Raw genomic sequence first — 23,333 nt, forward strand, 5'->3', positions numbered from 1 at the left:
TCGCTCGCCCCGAGGTTGAATTCGCTCCCCGGGTAAGGGAACTCGCTCGCCCCGAGGTTGAATTCGCTCCTCGGGTAAGGGAACTCGCTCGCCCCGAGTTGAATTCGCTCCTTGGGCAAGGAGATTCGCTCGCCCCGAGATTGAATTCGCTCCCTGGGCAAGGAAACTCGCTCGCCCGAGGATGAGTTCGTTCCACGGCTAAGGAGATTCGCTCGCCGGGTAAAGAAATCGCTCCTACTACAATCAATTTGCTAAGGCCTAAGGAAGGAGGCAACAAGATGAATTTAAATTTTTCGGATGAGCAGGAAATGATGCGCAAGATGGTACGTGATTTTGCTGAAAATGAGATAGCAAAAGAAGTGGAACGAATGGAGACCGAGGACCGTTTCCCTACTGAAATTATTCAGAAGATGGGTGAACTTGGTTTGATGGGGGTGCCGATTCCTGAACAATATGGTGGGGCAGGGATGGACTTTACTTCTTACGTCATTGCTATCAACGAACTTTCGAAAGCGAGTGCCACGCTTGGTGTTATTTTATCCGTTCATACATCAGTTGGTACAAATCCTATCCTCTATTTTGGAAATGAAGCACAGAAAAATAAGTATATACCAAAACTTGCATCTGGAGAATATTTAGGTGCTTTTGCTTTAACGGAACCTGGGGCAGGGTCTGATGCTCGGAATATAAAAACAACAGCTAAGAAATCAGGGGATGACTACATTCTAAATGGATCCAAGGTGTTCATTACGAATGGTGGATATGCTGACACGTATATTACATTCGCCCGAACTAGTGATGAATCTGGTGAAAAGGGAATAAGTGCCTTTATTGTTGAAAAAGATACCCCTGGGTTTGAAGTTGGGAAGAAAGAAAAGAAGATGGGGCTACATGGTTCCAGTACAGTTCAACTAAGTTTTGATCAATGTAAAGTATCGAAAGAGCAGCTGTTAGGAGAAGAAGGTCAAGGATATAAGATTGCTTTGGCGAATTTAAATGTCGGACGAATTGGTATTGCTTCACAAGCATTAGGTATTGCTGAAGCAGCTTTCGAACAGGCATCCAATTATGCTAAGGAACGTGAACAATTCGGGAAACCGATTGCCCACAATCAAGGGATATCTTTTAAACTAGCAGATATGGCAACAGAAGTGGAAGCAGCAAGATTATTAGTCTATCATGCGGCATCACTTGTGCAAAGAAATAGACCTTGTGGTAAAGAAGCTTCTATGGCAAAAATGTACGCATCTAAAACAGTTATGAAGACGGCAATTGAAGCTGTACAAATTTTTGGTGGGTATGGATATACAGAGGATTATCCGGTAGAACGATTCTTCCGTGATGCTAAAATTACAGAAATATATGAAGGAACAAATGAAATTCAACATATTGTCATTGCTAAACATCTACTACAAAATTAAGGGGGAATTGAACGATGAATTTTCAATTAACAGAAGAACAAGAAATGCTACGTAAAATGGTAAGAGATTTTGCAACGAAAGAAGTGGAACCTACTGCAGCTGAGCGTGATGAAGAGGAACGTTTTGATCGTGAAATCTTTGATAAAATGGCTGAGCTAGGATTAACGGGGATTCCGTGGCCAGAGGAGTACGGTGGAATAGGAGCAGATTATGTTAGTTATGTCATTGCTGTAGAAGAATTATCGCGTGTTTGTGCATCAACTGGGGTTACGTTATCAGCACACTTGTCCCTAGCAAGCTGGCCGATTTATAAATTTGGAAATGAAGAACAAAAGAAAAACTTCCTGCAACGTCTTGCAACTGGTGAAGCTTTAGGAGCCTATGCCTTATCGGAACCTGGAGCAGGTAGTGATGTGGCATCTATGAAAACGACAGCAAAATTGGATGGCGATCACTATGTATTAAACGGAAGCAAAGTATGGATTACCAACGGTGGAGTAGCTGATATCTATGTTGTATTTGCCAAAACAGATGTAGATGCAAAACATAAAGGAATTAGTGCATTCATTGTCGAAAAAGGAACAGAAGGATTTACATTCGGCAAAAAAGAGAAAAAATTAGGGATACGTTCCTCTCCTACAACAGAATTGATATTCGAAAATTGTCGAGTACCAAAAGAGAATCTTTTAGGTGCAGAGGGAGAAGGGTTCAAGATTGCCATGACAACACTTGATGGTGGACGTAATGGAATTGCAGCACAAGCGCTTGGAATTGCACAAGGTGCTTTAGATGCAGCAACAGCTTATGCCAAAGAGCGTGAACAATTTGGTAAGCCAATCGCCCATAATCAAGGAATTTCTTTCAAACTTGCTGATATGGCAACAGAAGTGGAAGCAGCTAGACTATTAACCTATCAAGCAGCATGGCTAGAATCAGAAGGAAAGCCATATGGAAAAGCATCTGCTATGTCTAAATTATTTGCAGGAGATGCGGCAATGCGTATTACTGTGGAAGCTGTGCAAGTATTTGGAGGTTACGGCTATACAAAAGACTATCCAGTGGAACGCTACATGAGAGATGCCAAAATCACTCAAATTTACGAAGGAACTCAAGAAGTACAACGCCTAGTAATCGGACGTATGGTCACGAAGTAATAAGAATAACGGAAAATATGTCTGATACGACGTAGTGTTAGGAATGGTTCGGACATATAATCCTTAATTTCTTCAAAACTAGGTTGGTGGTAAGCGAAATGGACAATTATTCCTTTATCTTCAAAAATAGAGGGGTAAAAGCCTTGTAAAGACTACTTTAACGGAATATTTGTCCAAACTAAGCTGAAAACCAGCAATATCACTCTAGTAACGGAAAAAATGTCCGAAACACCAAGCGATAGAATGAAAGGAAGTTTTCAACATGCACCCACTCGTAGAACGGATGAAGCAAAAGGATATACGAGCCTTGGCAAAAGCAATCACAATGGTAGAGAATGAACATCCAGACAAATTAGCACTCTTAAGCAATGTTTTTTCCTTGCCGAAAAAAGCGCAATTTGTCGGGATTACTGGTTCACCAGGTGCCGGGAAAAGTTCTCTTGTAAACCGTTTAATTACCCACATTCGAGAAAGTGGTAAAACAGTTGCTGTCATTGCAGTCGATCCAACTAGTCCATTCAGTGGTGGTGCATTGTTGGGAGACCGAGTTCGAATGAATGAGCATTTTACAGATGATGGTGTTTATATTAGGAGCATGGCCACACGTGGAAGTCTTGGAGGGCTTGCGCGAGCAACTAAAGATGCCATTCGTATTTGTGATGCATATGGTTTTGATGTGGTAATCGTCGAGACAGTAGGTGTTGGTCAGTCAGAACTCGATATTATGAAAATTGTGGATACAACTGCTGTGGTATTGACTCCAAACAGTGGGGATGTGCTACAGATTTTTAAAGCTGGAATTATGGAAATCGCTGACTTATTTGTTATTAATAAAGCAGATTTACATGGTGTAGGAAAATTACGGGCTCTCTTAAGAGAACTTGTTATGATGACAAAGTCAGAAGAACATGAAACAGCGATTGTAAAAACTATAACGACTGAAAATAAAGGAATCGATGAGCTGTGGGAAAAGATTTTAGAACATGGCAACTATTTATACAGTACAGAAGAAGGGGAAAGTCGCCGTCTAGAACAACAAAAGCTAGAAGTTTATGAACTAATACGTGAAGAAATTTGGCGAGATGTCCAGCAATTTATTGAAACAGAAGACGAACGAACAATTGAAGTAAATGACGACCCATATAAATTGGCTAGGGAATGGTATGAACACTGGAAACAAAAAGGAGGGATTCGTTCAAATGACTGAGAATGATGTCCTTTCTTCTGTAAAAAACCAGGCGTTAATTGAAAAGCGTAGAAACCAAATGATCAAAGGGGCCATTACGCTTTTTAAAGAAAAAGGGTTCCACCGTACAACTACCAGAGAGATTGCAAAAGAATCAGGTTTTAGTATAGGAACACTGTATGAGTACATTCGTACAAAGGAAGATGTTTTGTTTCTAGTCTGTGACTCAATTTATGAGCAGGTTCGTAAACGACTTGATGCCAAAATTAATTTAGAAAAACCAACCATCGATAATTTACTAAATGTCATCCGTTCTTATTTTGAGTTAATGGATGAAATGCAAGAAGAAGTTGTCATTATGTACCAGGAAGTTAAATCATTAAAAAAAGAAACAAAAGAATATGTGTTGCAAAAAGAGCGAGACATGGTTGGCATGCTAGAACATGTTATTGTGACATGTCTACCAGATCAGTTATCGAAAAAAGATGCAGAGCTTATCGCAAACAATATCTTTATCCAAGGACAAATGTGGGGATACCGTCGTTGGATGCTACAAAAACACTTCACCTTAGAAGAATACATAGAAAAGCAAATCTACTATTTCAAACAATCGTTATCGATATCGATATAAATCCTGATATTCTGTGGTTGTTCTACCGCTTCAGAAATAAACGATAATTAATAGCAATTATGAGGACTATGGATATCTGGAACTTGGATTTGTGCCATGCCAAAATTAAAACACTAACTTTAGCGTAGGAAGAATACGAAGACTCCTGTGGGAACAGCACGAGTCCGAAGACCCCACAGCGGTGGTTTTTCGCGAGGAGGCTGAGGCCGTGCCCACGGAAAGCGAAGTATTCTTCCGAAGCGATGGGATTTTTTAATTCTCAGAAATTCGAGAATTGATTTTCGGAATAGCAAAGGGGGAGTTAATATGCAACAAGTTGAAATTTATAAACCGAAAAACCCAGTTCGGTTCGTAACAGCATCAAGTCTATTTGATGGGCATGATGCCTCCATTAACATCATGCGAAGAATCTTGCAATCTAGTGGAGCAGAGGTTATCCATTTGGGCCATAACCGTTCCGTAGAAGAAGTCGTTCATGCAGCAATTCAAGAGGATGCACAGGGGATAGCGATTTCTTCCTATCAAGGTGGCCACGTTGAATATTTTAAATATATGATTGACCTACTTAAAGAACTCGGTGCAGATCATATTAAAGTGTATGGTGGAGGTGGTGGGGTTATTATCCCGCGTGAGATTAAAGAACTGCATGCCTATGGTGTATCTAGAATCTTCTCACCAGATGATGGTCGAGAGTTTGGCCTTCAAGGAATGATCAACCAAATGCTGGAAGAATGTGATTTTATTCCACCACTTGATGTTGTGAAAAATGTCGATAGCCTGCTAGATGGCGACCGTCAAACCATTGCACGTTTTATAACGTACATGGAAACAGAAGGAATGAACGAAGAAAAGGAAACGATCAAACAAGAAATTAAAGAAAAAGGAAATACTTCAATACCAGTTCTCGGAATTACTGGTACAGGTGGTGCTGGGAAAAGTTCATTAACGGATGAATTAATTCGTCGGTTCTTAAATGAGATTCCGGATAAGAAAATAGCGATTATCTCCATTGACCCAACAAAGCGCAAAACTGGCGGCGCCTTGCTAGGAGACCGCATACGGATGAATGCTATTTTCTCTGACCGTGTGTATATGAGGTCGTTAGCAACAAGGGATTCCAAGACAGAGTTATCCAAAGCAATTGAAGATGTGATAGCAGTCATGCGCGCATCTGGCTATGACTTTATCGTCGTAGAAACAAGTGGAATTGGTCAAGGGGATGCAGAAATTACTGAAGTGACCGACTTATCAATGTATGTGATGACATCGGAGTTCGGTGCGCCTACCCAATTAGAAAAAATTGATATGATCGATTTTGCTGATTTTATCGTTATCAATAAATTTGAACAAAAAGGATCAGATGATGCTCTAAATCAAGTTCGAAAACAGTATGAGCGTAGTCATATGTTATTCCATCAGGATAAAACGAAATTCCCTGTTTTCGGTACGATCGCAAGTCAATTTAATGATTCTGGAACCAATGCCCTTTTTGCAGCTTTAATTGATCGATTAAACGAAAAATATGCTTGGCAAGAAGAAGTAGACTTCGAGCGCCATCTAATTTCTGAAAAGCAAAATTTAATCATTACAAATGAGCGTAGACATTACTTGCGTGAAATAGCAAACCATGTTCGTAGTTACCATGAAAATGCTAAGAAACAGAGTGATATTGCGACAAAACTTTACCAGCTTGCTGGTGCGAAAGAGGTACTTCAAGGAGAGGTAGTATCAACAATTGAAGAAGCAATCGAGTCGTATGAAGAGCAGTTAGATCCTCAAGCGAAAAAGCTCTTAGACTCTTGGGATGAAACAAAAGAACAGTATGCACAAGATACGATGAGTTTTAAAGTGCGAGATAAAGAAATTAAAATGGATATTATAACAGAATCTCTTGCAGGCTTAAAAATTCCAAAAGTTGCTTTTCCGAAATACACGGATTGGGGCGAGCGCTTGCTTTGGTTATTAAAAGAGAATGTACCAGGTGCTTTCCCGTTTACTGCAGGTGTATTTCCGTTTAAACGAAAAGGGGAAGATCCTACTCGTCAGTTTGCTGGTGAGGGAACACCTGAACGAACCAATCGTCGTTTCCATTATTTATCGAAAAATGAAGAGGCAAAACGTCTATCGACGGCATTTGACTCTGTGACACTTTATGGCGAAGATCCTGCTTATCGTCCAGATATTTATGGGAAAGTTGGCGAAAGTGGTGTCAATATTTGCACGTTAGAGGATATGAAGAAGCTGTACGATGGCTTTGATTTAACGGATCCAAAAACGTCCGTATCAATGACAATTAATGGGCCAGCTCCAATTATTTTAGCGATGTACTTTAACACAGCTATCGATCAACAAGTAACTAAATTTAAAGACGAAAATGGCCGAGAACCATCTAAAGAAGAGTTTGAAAAACTGAAAGCAGAAACAGTTTCAGTTGTACGTGGTACAGTTCAAGCAGATATTTTGAAAGAGGACCAAGGGCAAAATACGTGTATCTTCTCAACGGAGTTTGCACTGCGCATGATGGGAGACATTCAACAATACTTTATAGACAATAATGTTCGTAACTATTATTCTGTATCGATCTCTGGCTATCATATTGCAGAAGCGGGAGCAAACCCGATAACGCAACTTGCCTTTACATTAGCTAACGGGTTTACGTATGTGGAATACTATTTAAGCCGTGGAATGGATATTAATAAATTTGCACCAAACCTGTCATTCTTCTTTTCAAATGGATTGGATCCAGAGTATACCGTTATTGGACGTGTGGCGCGTAGAATTTGGGCCATTACGATGCGCGATAAATATGGTGCGAATGAACGTAGTCAGAAATTGAAGTACCATATTCAAACGTCAGGTCGTTCGCTCCATGCACAAGAAATTGATTTTAATGATATTCGTACTACATTACAAGCGTTAATTGCGATTCAGGATAACACGAACTCCTTGCATACGAACGCTTATGATGAGGCAATTACAACACCGACAGAAGAATCCGTTCGTCGTGCCATGGCTATTCAAATGATTATTAATCGTGAATTTGGATTAACCAAAAATGAGAACTCCTTACAAGGATCTTTCATAGTCGATGAATTAACGGACTTGGTCGAAGAAGCAGTTCTTCAGGAGTTTGAACGAATTAATGACCGTGGTGGCGTATTAGGTGCAATGGAGCGCCAATACCAACGTGGTAAAATTCAGGAAGAATCACTGTACTATGAAGGGAAAAAACATTCTGGAGAATTACCGATTATCGGTGTTAACACGTATCAGAATCCTAACCCACCTTCAGAAGATGATATTAACTCAATGGAATTGGCACGTGCTACAAAAGAAGAAAAGGAACATCAAATTAATGAATTGAAGAAGTTCCAAAAAGAGTATGAAGATGAGGTAGAAGCAGCACTTGCACGCCTAAAACATGTAGCAGCTTCAAATGGTAATATTTTTGAAGAGCTTATGGAAACGGTAAAAGTAGCGAGCCTTGGCCAAATCACTAATGCACTATATGAAGTTGGCGGTCAATACCGTCGAAATATGTAATTGATTTTTGATAGGGAAGGTTGAGTATGATGCTCAGCCTTTTCTTGTGGCTACTAGAGTCTAGAGTCCGTCCTGTTCGGACATTTTGTACCTTATTTTGTAATAATCTGCTAATAGTACAATCTATCGGACAAATCTGCGCTTATTAATTAAAAACACACCCTATTTTCAAGCCATTTATTACAATAAAGGAACGGATGTCCAAAAAATCCGTAAAACGACACTCACTCGAACTATAAAGGAATAGATGTCCGATTGATACTGTCCATTTGAGAAAAATGTTTTTCCTAGCATAATCTGTTATTATTTGTTTATAATGTATGGTATGATTTATAGTGTGTTTTAGAAAGGTACAAGTATTCTACATAACAACTTGAGATAGCATGAATTTAATTAAAATATAATTATTATTGGAAAAGGGAGTGCGGTAACGTGAGTTTGGATTCTTATAACCGCGAGGAATTAAAAAGCATGTCAATGATTGACCTAGCGCGAATTATTTTGCAGGAAGAAAAGAAGGCATTACACTTTAAAGAAATCTATGATCGTATTGCTGAAATTAAAGGGTATGCTGAAAAGGATAAAGAGGAAAACATCTCTCAATTTTATACAGATTTAAATGTTCATGGGCGTTTTATGACACTTGGTTCAAATATGTGGGGACTAAAGCGTTGGTACCCAGCTGAGCAAATTGATGAAGATATTACGAATGAAACAAAGAAAAAGAAAAAATCGAAGAAGAAAAAGAAAGAAGTTCTGGCTGAAACTGAATCCGATATTGATGCAGAAGATCTTGATATTATTGATGGTGATGTAACAGACATTATCAATGATTTTGAAGAAGATGAAGATGAGGACGAAGATTTTGATGATCTAGAAGATGATTTCGATGACTTCGATGAAGATGAAGACGAAGAGGATTTAGAAGAAGACGATTTAGATGAAGAAGATGAAAAATAAGTCATAAGGTAGCTTGACAATTTTCGCACAGATAAGTACAATCTGTATTGGGCTCTTTAAATTTAATTTCAAAGCGTTTCCCTATTTTAGGGGAGCGCTTTTCTTGTTTTAAAAACAAATAAAATGGGTATCAATTAATACTTATGCGCAAGAATAAAAGTAAACTTATTACGTTATTATTGTGAATTCTACTCTTTTATTAGCTGGAAATTATACAGAAGTGTTACCGCGTTGACCCCTAGTTTATCAAATTAATTCTAGGAAGATGAAGATGTATTTCTCAAACTCCTAAGAAAGTATTTTTAAAATATCATAGAGAAGAAAGAGGGATGAATGGTGACTAAATACATTTTTGTCACAGGTGGTGTTGTTTCATCACTAGGTAAAGGAATTACAGCAGCATCATTAGGCCGCCTATTAAAGAATCGTGGGTTAAAAGTTACAATACAAAAATTCGATCCATACATTAACGTTGACCCTGGAACAATGAGTCCATATCAACACGGAGAAGTTTTTGTAACCGATGATGGAGCAGAAACAGACCTTGACCTTGGGCATTACGAACGATTCATTGATATTAACTTAAATAAGTACAGCAATATTACGACAGGTAAGGTGTATTCTAGAGTAATTAAGAAAGAACGTCGTGGGGATTATTTAGGTGGAACAGTTCAAGTCATCCCGCATATTACCAATGAGATTAAAGAACAAGTATTCCGAGCGGGAGAAGCAACTGGTGCTGATATTGTTATTACCGAGATTGGTGGAACGGTTGGGGATATCGAATCACTGCCATTCCTAGAAGCGATACGCCAAATTAAAAGTGATATCGGTAAAGAGCATGTCATGTATATTCATTGTACATTAATCCCATTCATTAAAGCTGCTGGTGAAATGAAGACGAAGCCAACTCAACATAGTGTGAAAGAGTTACGTTCCCTAGGGATTCAGCCGGATGTGATTGTACTACGAACGGAACATGAAGTTAGCAAAGAAATGAAAGAAAAAATTGCGTTATTCTGTGATATTGATGAAAAATCAGTTATCGAAATGCAAGATGCTGACATTCTTTATCAAGTTCCAATTTCCTTACAAGAACAGGAACTAGATCAAATTACTTGTGACCACTTTGGTTTATCATGCGAATCTGCAGATATGGAAGAGTGGAACGAATTAGTTAATCGAGTTCGTGGACTAACAAAAACGGTAGACATCGGATTAGTAGGAAAATATGTGGAATTACAAGATGCGTACATTTCAGTTGTGGAATCTTTGAAACACGCTGGCTATGTTTATGATGCGGATATTAACGTTCATTGGATTAATTCTGAGAAATTGGATAAAGACACTATTAAGGAAGAACTATCTCATGTTGACGGCATTATTGTACCAGGTGGCTTTGGCGATCGTGGAATTGAAGGGAAAATTGAAGCGATTCGCTATGCTAGAGAGAATAAGATTCCATTTTTAGGGATTTGTCTCGGTATGCAGTTAGCAACGGTTGAATTTGCTCGTAATGTACTAGGACTAAATGGTGCACATTCTGCAGAGATTGACCCGAATACTCCATATCCAATCATTGATTTATTACCAGAACAAAAGGATGTCGAGGATTTAGGTGGAACGCTAAGATTGGGTATCTATCCTTGTAAATTAAAAGATGATACAAAAACAAAAGCTGCATATGATGGGGCAGATTATATAGAAGAAAGACATCGCCATCGCTATGAGTTTAATAATGAATATCGTGAGCAAATGGAGGAAAAAGGCTTTATTTTCTCCGGAACTAGTCCAGACGGTCGTTTAGTGGAAACAATTGAACTTGCTGATCATCCATGGTTTGTAGCAAGTCAATTCCACCCTGAATTTAAATCTCGTCCAACTAGACCTCAAAGCCTATTTAAAGGATTTATCGGGGCTTCAGTTGAACAACAATCTAAATAACTATATTTCCCAATAGGATAAAAGTCGCGAATACTGCTGTAAAGCACTATTTAGCGACTTTTTTTTGATATAGTAAATTAAAGTTTAAATTCGTGTAGTAGAGGGTATAGGGGTATTGTGTTTTATTATAAATAGAATTTCATAGGGTATGTTCGCTAAAAAGAAGGAATTTTAGTGCTTTATATCGAATTAGGTAGAAAAAGGGGGAGTCTGTTGATGGTAATATTAGTTGTAGATGATGAAATAGGAATCCGATTATTATTGGAAGATATTTTGTCTCATGAAGGATTTACGGTCATTACAGCAGAAAACGGGAAAGAGGCATTGAAACAAATTGAAATTCATTCAATTGACTTGATGATGCTTGATTATAAGTTACCTATCATAGATGGAATTGAAGTAGTTCAACACTTACATAAAAACAACTGTGGTATTCCTGTGATTTTAATGAGTGGATTAATTGAAACCGCTTCAGAAAAGACAGAGAATTTCCCTCAGGTCAAATCTTTATTAGAAAAGCCTTTTGATATTCAAAAGGTGGTTCAACTAGTAAAAGATATTTTGGCAAAATCTAGCTAATTTTTTAAAAAGTTCGGATTATCCTAGAAGCCTCTCATTTCTTGCTACTTGCGGCTCGTCTTGGTATTCTAAAAGGGAGTTAATAAAAAATATCAAAATGAAGCTGGGACATAACTAAAAAGTCATTACCAAAGACGAACAAATTGCTAGCTTAGCGGAGGGAATATACGTAGACTCCTGTGGGAAGAAAGGCATCGGTGAGACCCATGATGCGCTTGCGTCTACAAGTAATGCTACGAAGCAGGCTTCCTCAGCGCAAGGGTGCTAGGAAGCCTAACCATGTAGTTCCCTGGCTCACCAGCCGCCCACGGAAAGCGAAGTATATTTCCGTAGCGATGATTTTACCAAACATAACATTGTTCGGGTTTGCGCTTTAATAATACTTTTGTCCCAGCCTCGTACAAGGAGGATTTCTACCTATGCCATTAGTATCAATGAAAGAGATGCTTGAAAAGGGTAAGGAGAACGGCTACGCTATTGGGCAATTTAATTTAAATAATTTGGAATATGTTCAAGCAATTCTGCAAGCAGCAGAAGAAGAGAAATCCCCTGTTATCCTTGGGGTTTCTGAAGGTGCAGGTAAATACATGGGAGGATTTAAAGTAGTTGTCGCTATGGTTAAATCCTTGATGGAAGAATATGGTACAACTGTACCCGTAGCTATCCACTTAGACCATGGATCAAGTTTTGAAAAATGTGCAGAAGCAATCCATGCAGGTTTTACTTCTGTAATGATTGATGGATCACACCATCCGATTGAACAAAATATCGAAATGACTAAGAAAGTTGTGGAATTAGCTCATATCCATGGTGTATCTGTTGAAGCAGAAGTAGGTACTGTTGGTGGGGAAGAAGATGGAGTAATTGGTGGAATCAATTACGCTGACCTCGAAGAATGTAAGCAATTAGTATCACAATCAGGTGTAGATTGTTTAGCGCCAGCTTTAGGTTCTGTACATGGTGAATATCAAGGTGAACCTAACTTAGGATTTAAAGAAATGGAAGAAATTCTTAATGCTGTAAACGTACCATTAGTATTACACGGTGGAACAGGGATTCCTACTAAAGATATTCAAAAAGCAATATCATTAGGTACAGCAAAAATTAACGTAAATACAGAGAATCAATTGGCACAAGCAAAAGTAGTACGTGAAGTGCTTAATGAAAAACCAAATCTATATGACCCACGTAAATACTTAGGACCTAGTCGTGATGCGATTAAGGAAACAGTTAAAGGAAAAATGCGTGAATTTGGTTCATCTAATCAAGCTTAATAAAAACACGCTATCGCTGGTGTTAGATAATACTAATGGGGGGAAGATCCTATGAAGTTCTTTATTGATACTGCAAATATTGATGATATTCGTGCGGCCAACTCGCTTGGTATATTAGCTGGTGTAACAACCAATCCTAGCTTAGTAGCCAAAGAAGGTGTATCCTTCCATGATCGTCTAAAAGAAATTACGGATGAAGTATCTGGCTCTGTCAGTGCAGAAGTAATTTCTGAAGATGCAGAAGGAATGATTAAAGAAGGAAAAGAATTAGCAGCAATCGCTCCGAATATCACAGTGAAAGTACCAATGACCTTAGAAGGATTAAAAGCGGTTAAAGCTTTTAGTGACCTAAATATTAAAACAAATGTCACATTAATCTTTAATGCGAATCAAGCACTTCTAGCTGCACGAGCCGGAGCTACATATGTTTCGCCGTTCTTAGGTCGTTTAGATGATATTGGGCATGATGGAATGAATCTTATCGCAACGATTTCAGAGATTTTTGACCGTCATGATATTAAATCAGAAATTATCGCAGCATCGATCAGACATCCACTGCATGTAATGGATGCAGCCCTAAACGGAGCGCATATAGCAACTATTCCTTATAACGTATTGGAACAGCTTGTTAAACATCCGTTGACTGACCAAGGAATTGAGAAGTTTTTAGCTGATTGGAATAAACAAAACCAATAAAACACAAGCTAAATTACAAAATAATAATGTGTGAGGATGTGACATGCAAGGCGCTTGCGCTTTTCTTGTCTAGTTCCAGCGCCTAGCCCCTCGGGTCATAAGGTAATCCCTTTCGTGACAAAGAACGCCACTGCAGGTCTTTCCTTATGCCTGTCGGGGCTGAGCAAGGCGCTTGCGCTTTTCTTGCGAACATCCTCAACCTCTATAAAGCGGGGTTTTAATCTATGCAAAAAATGTTAGTTGAAGGCGGACATGAATTAAATGGGAAAGTACGAATCAGTGGTGCGAAAAATAGTGCAGTTGCATTGTTACCTGCAGCTATTTTAGCTGATTCTCAAGTAACAATCGAAGGATTACCAGACATTTCCGATGTTGAAATTCTTGGTGATTTACTAGAGGAGATTGGTGGCTCTGTTTCATGGGGTCCTGATCAAACGATTCATGTTAATCCGGAAAATATGATTGCCATGCCATTGCCAAATGGAAAAGTAAAAAAACTACGTGCTTCTTATTATTTCATGGGAGCAATGTTAGGTAAATTTAATAAAGCTGTGATTGGTTTACCTGGAGGGTGTTTCTTAGGTCCTCGTCCAATTGATCAACATATTAAGGGATTCGAAGCACTTGGTGCCGAGGTTACCAATGAGCAAGGAGCAATTTATTTACGTGCAAAAGAACTAAGAGGCGCACGTATTTATCTAGACGTTGTAAGCGTTGGTGCAACTATTAACATCATGCTTGCAGCTGTAAAAGCAAAGGGTAAAACTATTATTGAAAATGCAGCGAAAGAGCCTGAAATTATCGATGTTGCAACGTTATTAACCAATATGGGAGCCAAAATCAAAGGAGTAGGAACAGATGTCATTCGTATTGAAGGGGTTCCTACATTAAACGGATGCCGTCATACGATTATTCCTGATCGAATTGAGGCAGGTACCTATGCAATTGCTGCAGCTGCAGCTGGTAACGAAGTGATTATCGATAATGTAATTCCACAGCATCTAGAGTCTTTGCTGGCTAAATTACGGGAAATGGGCGTAACCGTGGAAGACAGCGATGATCAACTTTACATCTCACCACGAAACCCACTCAAAAGCGTTGATATTAAAACGCTAGTATATCCAGGATTTCCTACCGATTTACAACAACCTTTTACCACTTTACTAACAAAAGCATACAATACGGGTATTATAACCGATACAATTTATTCGGCTCGTTTAAAACATATTGACGAGTTGAGGAGAATGAATGCTATAATAAAAGTGGAAGGTGGTTCTGTTATCGTTTCTGGTCCAACACAACTCGAAGGTGCACGTGTGAAAGCTAGTGACTTACGAGCTGGGGCTTCCTTAGTGATTGCAGGGCTAATCGCCAATGGGGTTACAGAAATAACAGGTTTAGACCACATCGACCGAGGCTACGAGAAGATGACAGATAAACTAACGAGTCTTGGTGCCAATGTATGGCGGGAAGATATGACGGAACAAGAAATAATTCAGTTCCAGAATTCTTAACAGCCATGTAAATAGTGTTCTTGAAATTTCCTGACACTATTCTTTTGGAACTACTTCTCTTGCTTTCGGTTAAAAGCCTTTTGGGATGAGGACTTTTTAACAGATGGGGAGAGAGAGTATATGGAAAGAAGTTTAACAATGGAAATCGTTCGTGTTACAGAAGCTGCTGCATTATCATCCGCGCGTTGGATGGGTAGAGGACAAAAGGAAGAAGCAGATGATGCTGCCACCTCTGCTATGCGTGATGTTTTTGATACCATTCCGATGCAAGGAACAGTTGTTATTGGAGAAGGTGAAATGGATGAAGCCCCAATGCTTTATATTGGTGAAGAACTAGGAACTGGCGCAGGACCTGCGGTTGATATTGCAGTCGATCCGTTAGAAGGAACAAACATTGTAGCGCAAGGAACATGGAATGCCTTAGCAGTTATTGCTATAGCTGACCGTAATAAACTGTTACATGCACCAGATATGTACATGAAGAAAATAGCAGTCGGACCTGATGCAGTTGGTAAGATTGATATTAATGCGTCAACTCAAGAAAATCTAGAGGCTGTTGCTAAAGCAAAAAATAAACAGGTAGAGGATTTGGTAGCTGTAGTCCTAGACCGTCCTAGACATGAAGAATTAATTAAAGAGATTCGTCATGCAGGTGCACGAATTAAACTAATACCGGATGGTGACGTTGCAGCTGCGATTAATACCGCATTTGATGATACAGGTGTAGACATTTTATTCGGAATTGGTGGGGCTCCTGAAGGGGTTTTAGGTGCTGTTGCACTGAAATGCCTCGGAGGAGAAATGCAAGGACAACTTGTGCCATCCAATGAAGAAGAACGTTTACGTTGTAAACAAATGGGTATCACTGATATTAATAAGGTCTTTTACATGGATGATTTTTGTGGTGGCGATGACGCCATTTTCGCTGCAACTGGTGTAACAGACGGAGAATTACTAAAAGGTGTTCAGTTTAAAGGCTCTAAAGCAACTACCCAAACAGTAGTAATGCGTGCCAAAAGTGGAACAGTACGTTTCATTGATGGTGAACATAGTCTTAAGAAAAAGCCTAATTTAGTGATGAAGCCATAATCAAAATATAAAATGAGGGGGGATTTAATGTTTAGATCCCCTTTCATCTTTATCTACAAAGTGCTCGCCTTTTAATAAACTGACTTTCAAATCTTCAAAAAAAACTTGATTTACTAAAATACTACTTATATACTAGCATAAAGCCACGATTGTATGGTGATAGAAAAGGGCCAAATTGTTTTTAAAAAGGTATTGTATTATTCACTCAAAACGGGTAATATGATAGATGTTTAAGGCATGTTATATTTGGTTATTCTAGTATACATATCTATGCGAAAGTAGCCTTAATCTTGCATTTATAGTATTTTCTATAAATAAACTTCTATTCTATCTCCGAAAATTCTTCATTTCTTCATAGACTTACTACATTAAAGAAGTGAAATTCTCAATGCGTTTAACAGAATAATTCTTTTCGGGTAAGAGTATGTTAATAGTTTTCAATGTATTTAAATAATTTTAGGATATTATCAAATAACTTCGGTGGTTCTATTTCCAGAGAAAAACTAGAGGCGGTTCTGTGATGCTAGTTGTTTTTTGCTGATAGTAAGATAATCCGGAGCAATAATTAATTTTCAAGAAAAAATAATAGGTATGGTGATTTTATGGCAGAGTTAACAATTGCACAACTAGAAACATTAACATTAAAAGAAATTTATGCTTTAGCACGAGAATACAAAGTTTCCTATTACGCGAAATTGACTAAAAAGGAATTAATCTTTGCAATCTTGAAGGCACAAGCTGAGAAAGATGGCTATTTATTTATGGATGGAGTACTAGAAATTATTCCATCAGAAGGTTTCGGATTCCTTCGTCCAATAAACTATTCTCCGAGTGCTGAAGATATTTATATATCAGCATCACAAATACGTAGATTTGACTTACGTAATGGAGACCGTGTTTCAGGTAAAGTTCGACCTCCTAAAGAAAACGAACGTTATTATGGTCTTCTTCATGTGGATGCTGTAAATGGAGATGACCCGGAAACTTCTAAAGAGAGGGTCCATTTTCCTGCCTTAACAGCACTATACCCAGACCGTCTAATGAAATTGGAAACAAACCATCATAAACTGTCAACACGAATTATGGATTTAATGACACCAGTTGGTTTCGGTCAACGTGGACTAATTGTGGCACCTCCAAAAGCTGGGAAAACAATGTTATTAAAAGAAATTGCCAATAGCATTTCAGTAAATCATCCTGAAGCTAAATTGATCATTCTGTTAGTTGATGAGCGCCCAGAGGAAGTAACGGATATTGAGCGTTCTGTCCATCCAGATGTCGATGTAGTAAGTTCAACATTTGACGAAGTGCCAGAGAGCCATATCAAAGTATCGGAGTTAGTACTAGAGCGTGCAATGCGTCTAGTGGAACATAAGCGTGATGTTATTGTCTTAATGGATAGTATTACACGTTTGGCACGTGCGTATAACTTAGTCATTCCACCAAGTGGACGTACTCTTTCTGGTGGTATTGACCCAGCTGCATTCCACCGTCCAAAACGGTTCTTCGGTGCAGCGCGTAACATTGAAGAGGGTGGAAGTTTTACAATCCTTGCGACGGCACTAGTCGAAACAGGTTCCCGTATGGATGACGTTATTTATGAAGAATTTAAGGGTACAGGTAATATGGAGTTACATCTTGATCGTAATCTTGCGCAACGCCGTATTTTCCCTGCAATTGATATTCTTCGTTCAGGAACACGTAAGGAAGAATTACTTGTGGACAAAGGTCACCTAGATAAAATGTGGGCGATTCGCAAAACGATGCAAGACAATCATGACTTCCTTGAACGCTTCTTGAGAAAACTAAAAGCAAAGGAATCAAATGAGGCTTTCTTACAAGGAATGGACGACGAAATGAAACGTAAAGGTATGACAAAATAAGATTTGGAAATTATATGAAGTGAATAAATAACTTCCATTTTTTCTTAAAAATTATACTTTCTATGCTATTGCAATCAGGGTCGTACACTGTTATAATTTTTAAAGTGAGTTTAGAAAAGGTATTTTTACCTTCACGGCTCTTACAAGAAAGCTGAAGCTACTTTCTAGAAGTGGAAGCTTACTTGAATAAACTCTGTTTCCAAAGGACTCAGGGCAAAAAGGAGTGGAAAGACATGCAAAAGGATATTCATCCAGAATACAGAAAAGTTGTATTTTTAGATACAAGTTCTGATTACAAATTCTTGACTGGTTCAACTTTAAACTCTCAAGAAACAATCGAGTGGGAAGATGGAAACACATACCCATTAATCCGCGTTGAGATCAGTTCAGAATCACATCCTTTCTACACAGGTAAACAGAAAGCTGACAAAGTTGGCGGACGTGTTGACCGATTCAAGAAGAAATATAATATGAAATAAAAGGCTGAAGCGACTGTTCAGAAACGAAGGCATAAGCAAGGGGCTGTAAAACGCCTGGTTTATGGCGTTTGGAATGCCAATTGCTTATGTCCGTAGTTTCTAGGAGCTAAAGCTAGATTGAGTAAAAAGTTTTAACGACTGCTTAGAAATGTAGGCATAAGCAAGGGACTGTAAAACGCCGGTTTTTGGCGTTTGGAATGTCAATTGCTTATGTCCGTAATTTCTAGGAGTTAAAACTGGATTGATTAAAAAGTGGAGTGTGCTTGGTCAACGGCTAGGCACATCCACATTTTAAACATAAAAAACAGGCAAATTGTCTATACTTTGCCTGTTTTTTACATTTAATACCATAAATTTCAGTCAAATAAATTCTAAATAGATGAGAAACTAAACATAGAAGAAAATCCAGAAGGGAGATCCCTGTTCATGTACGTGATGAAACAAAGTGGTTGGGTGGAAGTAATCTGTGGCAGTATGTTCTCTGGTAAATCAGAAGAGCTTATTCGTAGAGTTAGACGAGCAACTTATGGAAATTTAACAGTACGAGTTTTTAAACCGGCAATCGATAATCGATACGATGAAGAAGCTGTGGTATCTCATAATGGTACTTCAACGATGGCTAGACCGGTAAGAAGCTCCGATGAAATATTAGAAAATGTGGATGATTCTATTGATATCGTTGGAATTGATGAAGTTCAATTTTTTGATGAAAACATTGTAGAAGTAGTTGAAGAATTAGCCAATCGTTCCATTCGTGTCATTGTAGCAGGTCTTGACACTGATTTTCGCGGAGAACCATTTGGACCAATGCCAGAGTTGATGGCTCTCTCGGAGTCAGTCACAAAACTTAACGCCATATGCCCAGTATGTGGATCTCCAGCAAGTCGAACACAACGATTAATTAACGGCAAGCCGGCATCGTATGATGATCCGATTATCTTGGTTGGCGCATCAGAATCGTATGAGCCAAGATGCCGCCATCATCATGAAGTCCCAAACAAACCAGTTAATCAGATTGTTGAAAACTTAATGAGGGTTTCAAAATAAATTTTCGGAAAAGCACCTTGGTTGGGGTGCTTTTTTTGTTGGTTTTTGGGAGGGGGGTGGATGGTGAATTCCCGATAAAGCCCTCGAATTTCCTGATAAACTTATGGTTATTCCTGATAAAACGGTATTCTTCGCCGATAGCTTTATTCTGACAAACCCCAATCCATCCCCTCAATACCATCACAATCCTTAGTTCACCGCCAAACTCCCCAGAATTTTGACCTTCCATTGTGAGTATACTATAATTATACTGTTAATCGAGAAAGAGGTGGCCGTGATGTTAGATCGTTTACAGACGTTAGAAGATCGTTACAATAAACTAAATGAATTACTAAGTGATCCGGAAGTTATTAGTGATACGAAAAAATTACGCGAATATTCAAAGGAACAATCTGGGTTAGAAGATGTTGTTCAAGCATATCGTGAATATAAAGATGTAACGACACAACTAAAAGATGCTAAAGAAATGTTAGAAGATAACCTAGATGCTGAGATGTATGAAATGGTAAAAATGGAGATCTCAGAGCTTTCTAGTAGCAAAGAAGAATTAGAAGATCGCATGAAGATTCTATTGCTTCCTAAAGACCCTAATGATGATAAAGACGTATTTATGGAGATTCGTGGAGCAGCTGGTGGTGACGAAGCGGCATTATTTGCTGGAGATTTGTATCGCATGTATTCTCGCTATGCTGAAAGCCAAGGGTGGAAAACAGAAGTCATGGAAGCGAACTCAACGGGTGTTGGTGGATATAAAGAAATCATCTTTATGATTAAAGGAAATGGTGCATATTCCAAACTGAAATATGAAAATGGTGCTCACCGTGTACAACGTGTTCCTGAAACCGAATCTGGTGGTCGTATTCATACATCTACTGCTACTGTGGCTGTATTACCAGAGGCAGAAGACGTAGAAGTGGAAATTCATGAAAAAGATATCCGTGTTGATACATTTGCTTCTAGTGGACCTGGAGGACAAAGTGTAAATACAACAATGTCAGCTGTACGTCTGACTCATGAACCAACTGGAATTGTTGTATCCATCCAAGATGAAAAGTCTCAGATTAAAAATAAAGAAAAAGCAATGAAAGTTCTTCGTGCACGTATATATGATAAATTTCAGCAGGAAGCACAAGCGGAATATGATGAAACGCGTAAATCAGCGGTAGGTACTGGTGACCGTTCAGAACGTATCCGTACGTACAATTTCCCGCAAAACCGTGTGACCGATCATCGTATCGGATTAACGATTCAAAAATTAGATCAAATTCTTCAAGGGAAATTAGAAGAATTTATTGATGCATTAATTGTAGAAGAACAAACGAAAAAACTAGAGCAAATTGGTGAATAAGATGAAGCATGCTAAAAAGCAATATGAAGTCCTACAATGGGCTTCTCTTTTTTTAGAAAAAAATAATCGAGAACCTCGTGTAGCAGAATTACTTTTGCAGCACCATCTACAAATTGGAAGGTCCGAATTTTTTGCAAACATGCGGGATGAAGTTCCATCACACATCATTGAAAAATTTGAGGGTGATGTTCGTGAACATGCAGAAACAGGTAAACCGGTACAGCATTTTACTGGTTATGAATCTTTCTATGGAAGGGATTTTGAGGTAAACAAAAATGTACTCATTCCTCGTCCTGAAACAGAAGAATTAATTGAACATGTTTTAAAAGTTGGGAAACAGTTAGGAATCGAATCTCCAACCATTGTAGATGTTGGAACGGGAAGTGGAGTTATCGCCATTACGTTGGCGGTAGAGTATTCAAATGCAACTGTTTACGCAACAGACATTTCAAGTCAGGCTTTAGAAGTTGCCAGTAAAAACGCGAAGGAGCACCATGCGAAAGTGAACTTTTTGCAAGGAGACTTCTTACAACCACTGATCACGAACAACATAAAAGCAGATATTATCGTATCGAATCCACCTTATATAAGTGAGGAAGAAAGTGAATTGCTTTCCGATACTGTGAAAAACTTTGATCCAAGTCTTGCTTTATTTGCCGATGAAAATGGGTTAGCAGCCTACAAACAAATCATCGCATCTGCACCTCATGTTTTAAATCGCTCCGGAATCCTAGCATTTGAAATAGGACACGAACAGGGACAAGCTGTGTCTAATCTTATAACAAGACAATTTTCAAATACAGAAACCGAAGTACTGAAAGATATTAATGGAAAAAATCGAATGGTCGTTTCTATAATTAATGATAACAACTAGAAAAGCCCTCTAATTTAGGGGCTTTTTCTATCTATTTAAAAAATAATAGATTACTAGTTTAAATAATTTTTCCCCTGACCATACTGTGACTAAGTTCAACTGTATCGGGGGAGAAAATGATGAAGAAATTCGCACTTATTCTAATTATTTTTGCTATTATTTTTATCGCATTGCCTAATATCGGGGAAGGTAATGATGGAAGTGATGAACTAGATTTTCAAGTAATCCCGGATGATGCAATTCGATTACGTATTTTAGCTAATAGTGATAATGAACATGATCAACATATTAAACGACTTGTTCGTGATGAGGTAAATACAGTAATTACTGAGTGGGTTGAAGAAATTGATGATATTGATAAAGCTCGGGAGCTATTAGAACAAAACGTACCTCAGATAAGAGAAATTGTTCAGGAAACATTAGATAACGCCGGTGAAAACCAGAATTTTACCGTTGAATATAATGATAGTGTCTCTTTTCCAACCAAGATTTATGGAGATTTTCTATATCCAGCAGGAACGTATGAGGCTATTCTTATTACAATTGGGGAAGGCAATGGGGACAACTGGTGGTGCGTTTTATTTCCTCCATTATGCTTTTTAGATTTCTCTAGCGGGATTAGTGTTGCAGAAGCTAGCACGGATCAGGCTGAAGGAGAATTAGTAGAGGAAGAAGAGAAACCGAAGATCAAATTTTTCTTATTGGAGTGGCTAGGATTATAAGATGCAAGTTATCCACAATTAACTAAGTTTGTCATAGACGAATCAATCGCTGCATAAAATGATAGAAAAGAAGACATGATAGATAGTATTGATTAATTCAATATATCTATTAGAAGTAAAAGTTTAAAATATACATTATATAGAGGTGAAAGGGTATGAACATTATTGCAGCAAACAAAGCTTCGTTAGAAAAAGTAAATGCATTCTTGGAAACGACAGACCAAGTTGATAAAAATAGCTTACTTGAAGAGGGATTTGTAGTAGAGTTTGAACAAGAAATTAGAGGTTGTTTTGTCCTATCTTCAATTAATGAAGGAGAATATTGGCTCAAACAGTTGTACATTTCAAAAGAAGCGGCTGCGAGTCTACCAGTATTATTAGAAACAATCGTAACGATGGCAAAGGGACTGCATGCCAAGAAGGTATATGTACATAGTCACCAACCAGTTGTGGATATCTTATTAGATGCATTGCAATTCCATCCACAGAAAGAAGTTGTGTTACCAATTAAAAAGCCTAGAGCAGAAGGTAGTTGGTGGGCTTACGAAGTATCCTAGAAGGGATTTTATACACAAAAGTATGTTGATAACTTGTGAGTAATAAAAAATATCTGTTGATAAACTGAAAGTGTATGTGGATAACCTGTAGATAAATCTGCAGGTTTTTGTTTTGGTGTAGGAAAATATATATTTATGGATATCTCATAAATACGATTATAGCCGCGTCCAACACCAGCACCTACCGAGGCTGCTGAAAAAGTCCGATCAATAAAAAAATCATATACATAGAGGGGTGGAACATAACTTAATCTCTATAATCCAAAGTCGAACAATTGCCATGAAGGTAGTTAGAATGTTAGTCTTTAGGTCAAATCTAATTTTTAATGAATTATTCATTCTGATGTAACTGCTTTGTTGATTTGCACTGCGGACAGTCGCTTTCCGCGGGCACGGCCTCAGCCTCCAGCAAGGAAGCACTGTACCTGCGTC

At 38.4% G+C, this 23,333-nt stretch carries 19 protein-coding genes; all 19 read left to right on the forward strand.

All coding sequences use genetic code 11. The features are described 5' to 3' along the window. Positions 1 to 278: 278 nt before the first annotated feature. The 19 genes from BUB12_RS14335 (at position 279) to BUB12_RS14425 (ending at position 22,901) form a co-directional block, all read left to right on the forward strand. Positions 279 to 1,421, forward strand: coding sequence for an acyl-CoA dehydrogenase (locus BUB12_RS14335; RefSeq protein WP_072891602.1), 1,143 nt, complete (start codon positions 279 to 281; stop codon positions 1,419 to 1,421). Between the two features lie 14 nt (positions 1,422 to 1,435). Continuing rightward, positions 1,436 to 2,575 (forward strand): acyl-CoA dehydrogenase, encoded by a 1,140-nt coding sequence (locus BUB12_RS14340; RefSeq protein WP_072891603.1) that lies wholly within the window; start codon positions 1,436 to 1,438, stop codon positions 2,573 to 2,575. A 262-nt stretch (positions 2,576 to 2,837) separates the two neighbouring features. Beyond that, on the forward strand, positions 2,838 to 3,782 hold the full coding sequence (gene meaB, locus BUB12_RS14345) for a methylmalonyl Co-A mutase-associated GTPase MeaB (protein ID WP_072891604.1): 945 nt from the start codon (positions 2,838 to 2,840) through the stop codon (positions 3,780 to 3,782). After that, on the forward strand, positions 3,775 to 4,392 hold the full coding sequence (locus BUB12_RS14350) for a TetR/AcrR family transcriptional regulator (protein WP_072891605.1): 618 nt from the start codon (positions 3,775 to 3,777) through the stop codon (positions 4,390 to 4,392). Before meaB ends, BUB12_RS14350 begins: the two co-directional genes overlap by 8 nt. Before the next feature lie 306 nt (positions 4,393 to 4,698). Further along, a complete protein-coding gene (gene icmF, locus BUB12_RS14355) occupies positions 4,699 to 7,935 on the forward strand; it encodes a fused isobutyryl-CoA mutase/GTPase IcmF (protein ID WP_072891606.1) in 3,237 nt (1,078 codons plus the stop codon). Positions 7,936 to 8,367: 432 nt separating this feature from the next. Continuing rightward, the gene (gene rpoE, locus BUB12_RS14360) at positions 8,368 to 8,895 is read left to right on the forward strand and encodes a DNA-directed RNA polymerase subunit delta (RefSeq protein ID WP_072891607.1); all 528 of its coding nucleotides are present in this window, start codon (positions 8,368 to 8,370) and stop codon (positions 8,893 to 8,895) included. A 336-nt stretch (positions 8,896 to 9,231) separates the two neighbouring features. After that, positions 9,232 to 10,839 carry a CTP synthase gene (locus BUB12_RS14365; protein ID WP_072891620.1) on the forward strand — a complete coding sequence of 536 codons (1,608 nt, stop codon included), beginning with the start codon at positions 9,232 to 9,234 and terminating at the stop codon, positions 10,837 to 10,839. 216 nt (positions 10,840 to 11,055) lie between these two features. Beyond that, positions 11,056 to 11,418 carry a response regulator gene (locus tag BUB12_RS14370; protein WP_072891608.1) on the forward strand — a complete coding sequence of 121 codons (363 nt, stop codon included), beginning with the start codon at positions 11,056 to 11,058 and terminating at the stop codon, positions 11,416 to 11,418. Between the two features lie 419 nt (positions 11,419 to 11,837). Beyond that, positions 11,838 to 12,692 carry a class II fructose-1,6-bisphosphate aldolase gene (gene fba, locus BUB12_RS14375; protein ID WP_072891609.1) on the forward strand — a complete coding sequence of 285 codons (855 nt, stop codon included), beginning with the start codon at positions 11,838 to 11,840 and terminating at the stop codon, positions 12,690 to 12,692. 51 nt (positions 12,693 to 12,743) lie between these two features. Then, positions 12,744 to 13,388, forward strand: coding sequence for a fructose-6-phosphate aldolase (gene fsa / locus BUB12_RS14380; protein ID WP_072891610.1), 645 nt, complete (start codon positions 12,744 to 12,746; stop codon positions 13,386 to 13,388). Positions 13,389 to 13,612: 224 nt separating this feature from the next. Next, a complete protein-coding gene (locus BUB12_RS14385) occupies positions 13,613 to 14,902 on the forward strand; it encodes a UDP-N-acetylglucosamine 1-carboxyvinyltransferase (RefSeq protein WP_072891611.1) in 1,290 nt (429 codons plus the stop codon). 120 nt (positions 14,903 to 15,022) lie between these two features. After that, positions 15,023 to 15,991: a class II fructose-bisphosphatase gene (glpX, locus tag BUB12_RS14390; RefSeq protein WP_072891612.1), complete on the forward strand. Its 969-nt coding sequence runs from the start codon at positions 15,023 to 15,025 to the stop codon at positions 15,989 to 15,991. Positions 15,992 to 16,593: 602 nt separating this feature from the next. Next, on the forward strand, positions 16,594 to 17,874 hold the full coding sequence (gene rho / locus BUB12_RS14395) for a transcription termination factor Rho (protein ID WP_072891613.1): 1,281 nt from the start codon (positions 16,594 to 16,596) through the stop codon (positions 17,872 to 17,874). Positions 17,875 to 18,107: 233 nt separating this feature from the next. Further along, positions 18,108 to 18,353: a type B 50S ribosomal protein L31 gene (locus BUB12_RS14400; RefSeq protein WP_072891614.1), complete on the forward strand. Its 246-nt coding sequence runs from the start codon at positions 18,108 to 18,110 to the stop codon at positions 18,351 to 18,353. A 426-nt stretch (positions 18,354 to 18,779) separates the two neighbouring features. Then, complete coding sequence (locus tag BUB12_RS14405) at positions 18,780 to 19,400, forward strand: thymidine kinase (protein WP_072891615.1); 621 nt, start codon at positions 18,780 to 18,782, stop codon at positions 19,398 to 19,400. A gap of 277 nt (positions 19,401 to 19,677) precedes the next feature. Next, positions 19,678 to 20,748 (forward strand): peptide chain release factor 1, encoded by a 1,071-nt coding sequence (gene prfA / locus BUB12_RS14410; protein WP_072891616.1) that lies wholly within the window; start codon positions 19,678 to 19,680, stop codon positions 20,746 to 20,748. A gap of 1 nt (position 20,749) precedes the next feature. Then, entirely contained in the window at positions 20,750 to 21,622 is an 873-nt protein-coding gene (prmC, locus tag BUB12_RS14415; RefSeq protein WP_072891617.1) for a peptide chain release factor N(5)-glutamine methyltransferase, read from the forward strand. A 119-nt stretch (positions 21,623 to 21,741) separates the two neighbouring features. After that, positions 21,742 to 22,344, forward strand: a complete 603-nt coding sequence (spoIIR, locus tag BUB12_RS14420) for a stage II sporulation protein R (protein ID WP_072891618.1) — start codon at positions 21,742 to 21,744, stop codon at positions 22,342 to 22,344. A 155-nt stretch (positions 22,345 to 22,499) separates the two neighbouring features. Next, on the forward strand, positions 22,500 to 22,901 hold the full coding sequence (locus BUB12_RS14425; protein WP_072891619.1) for a GNAT family N-acetyltransferase: 402 nt from the start codon (positions 22,500 to 22,502) through the stop codon (positions 22,899 to 22,901). Positions 22,902 to 23,333: the final 432 nt, after the last annotated feature.

Origin of the sequence: Ornithinibacillus halophilus, assembly GCF_900129485.1 — a bacterium.
In the GTDB taxonomy this organism is placed as follows: domain Bacteria; phylum Bacillota; class Bacilli; order Bacillales; family Amphibacillaceae; genus Ornithinibacillus; species Ornithinibacillus halophilus.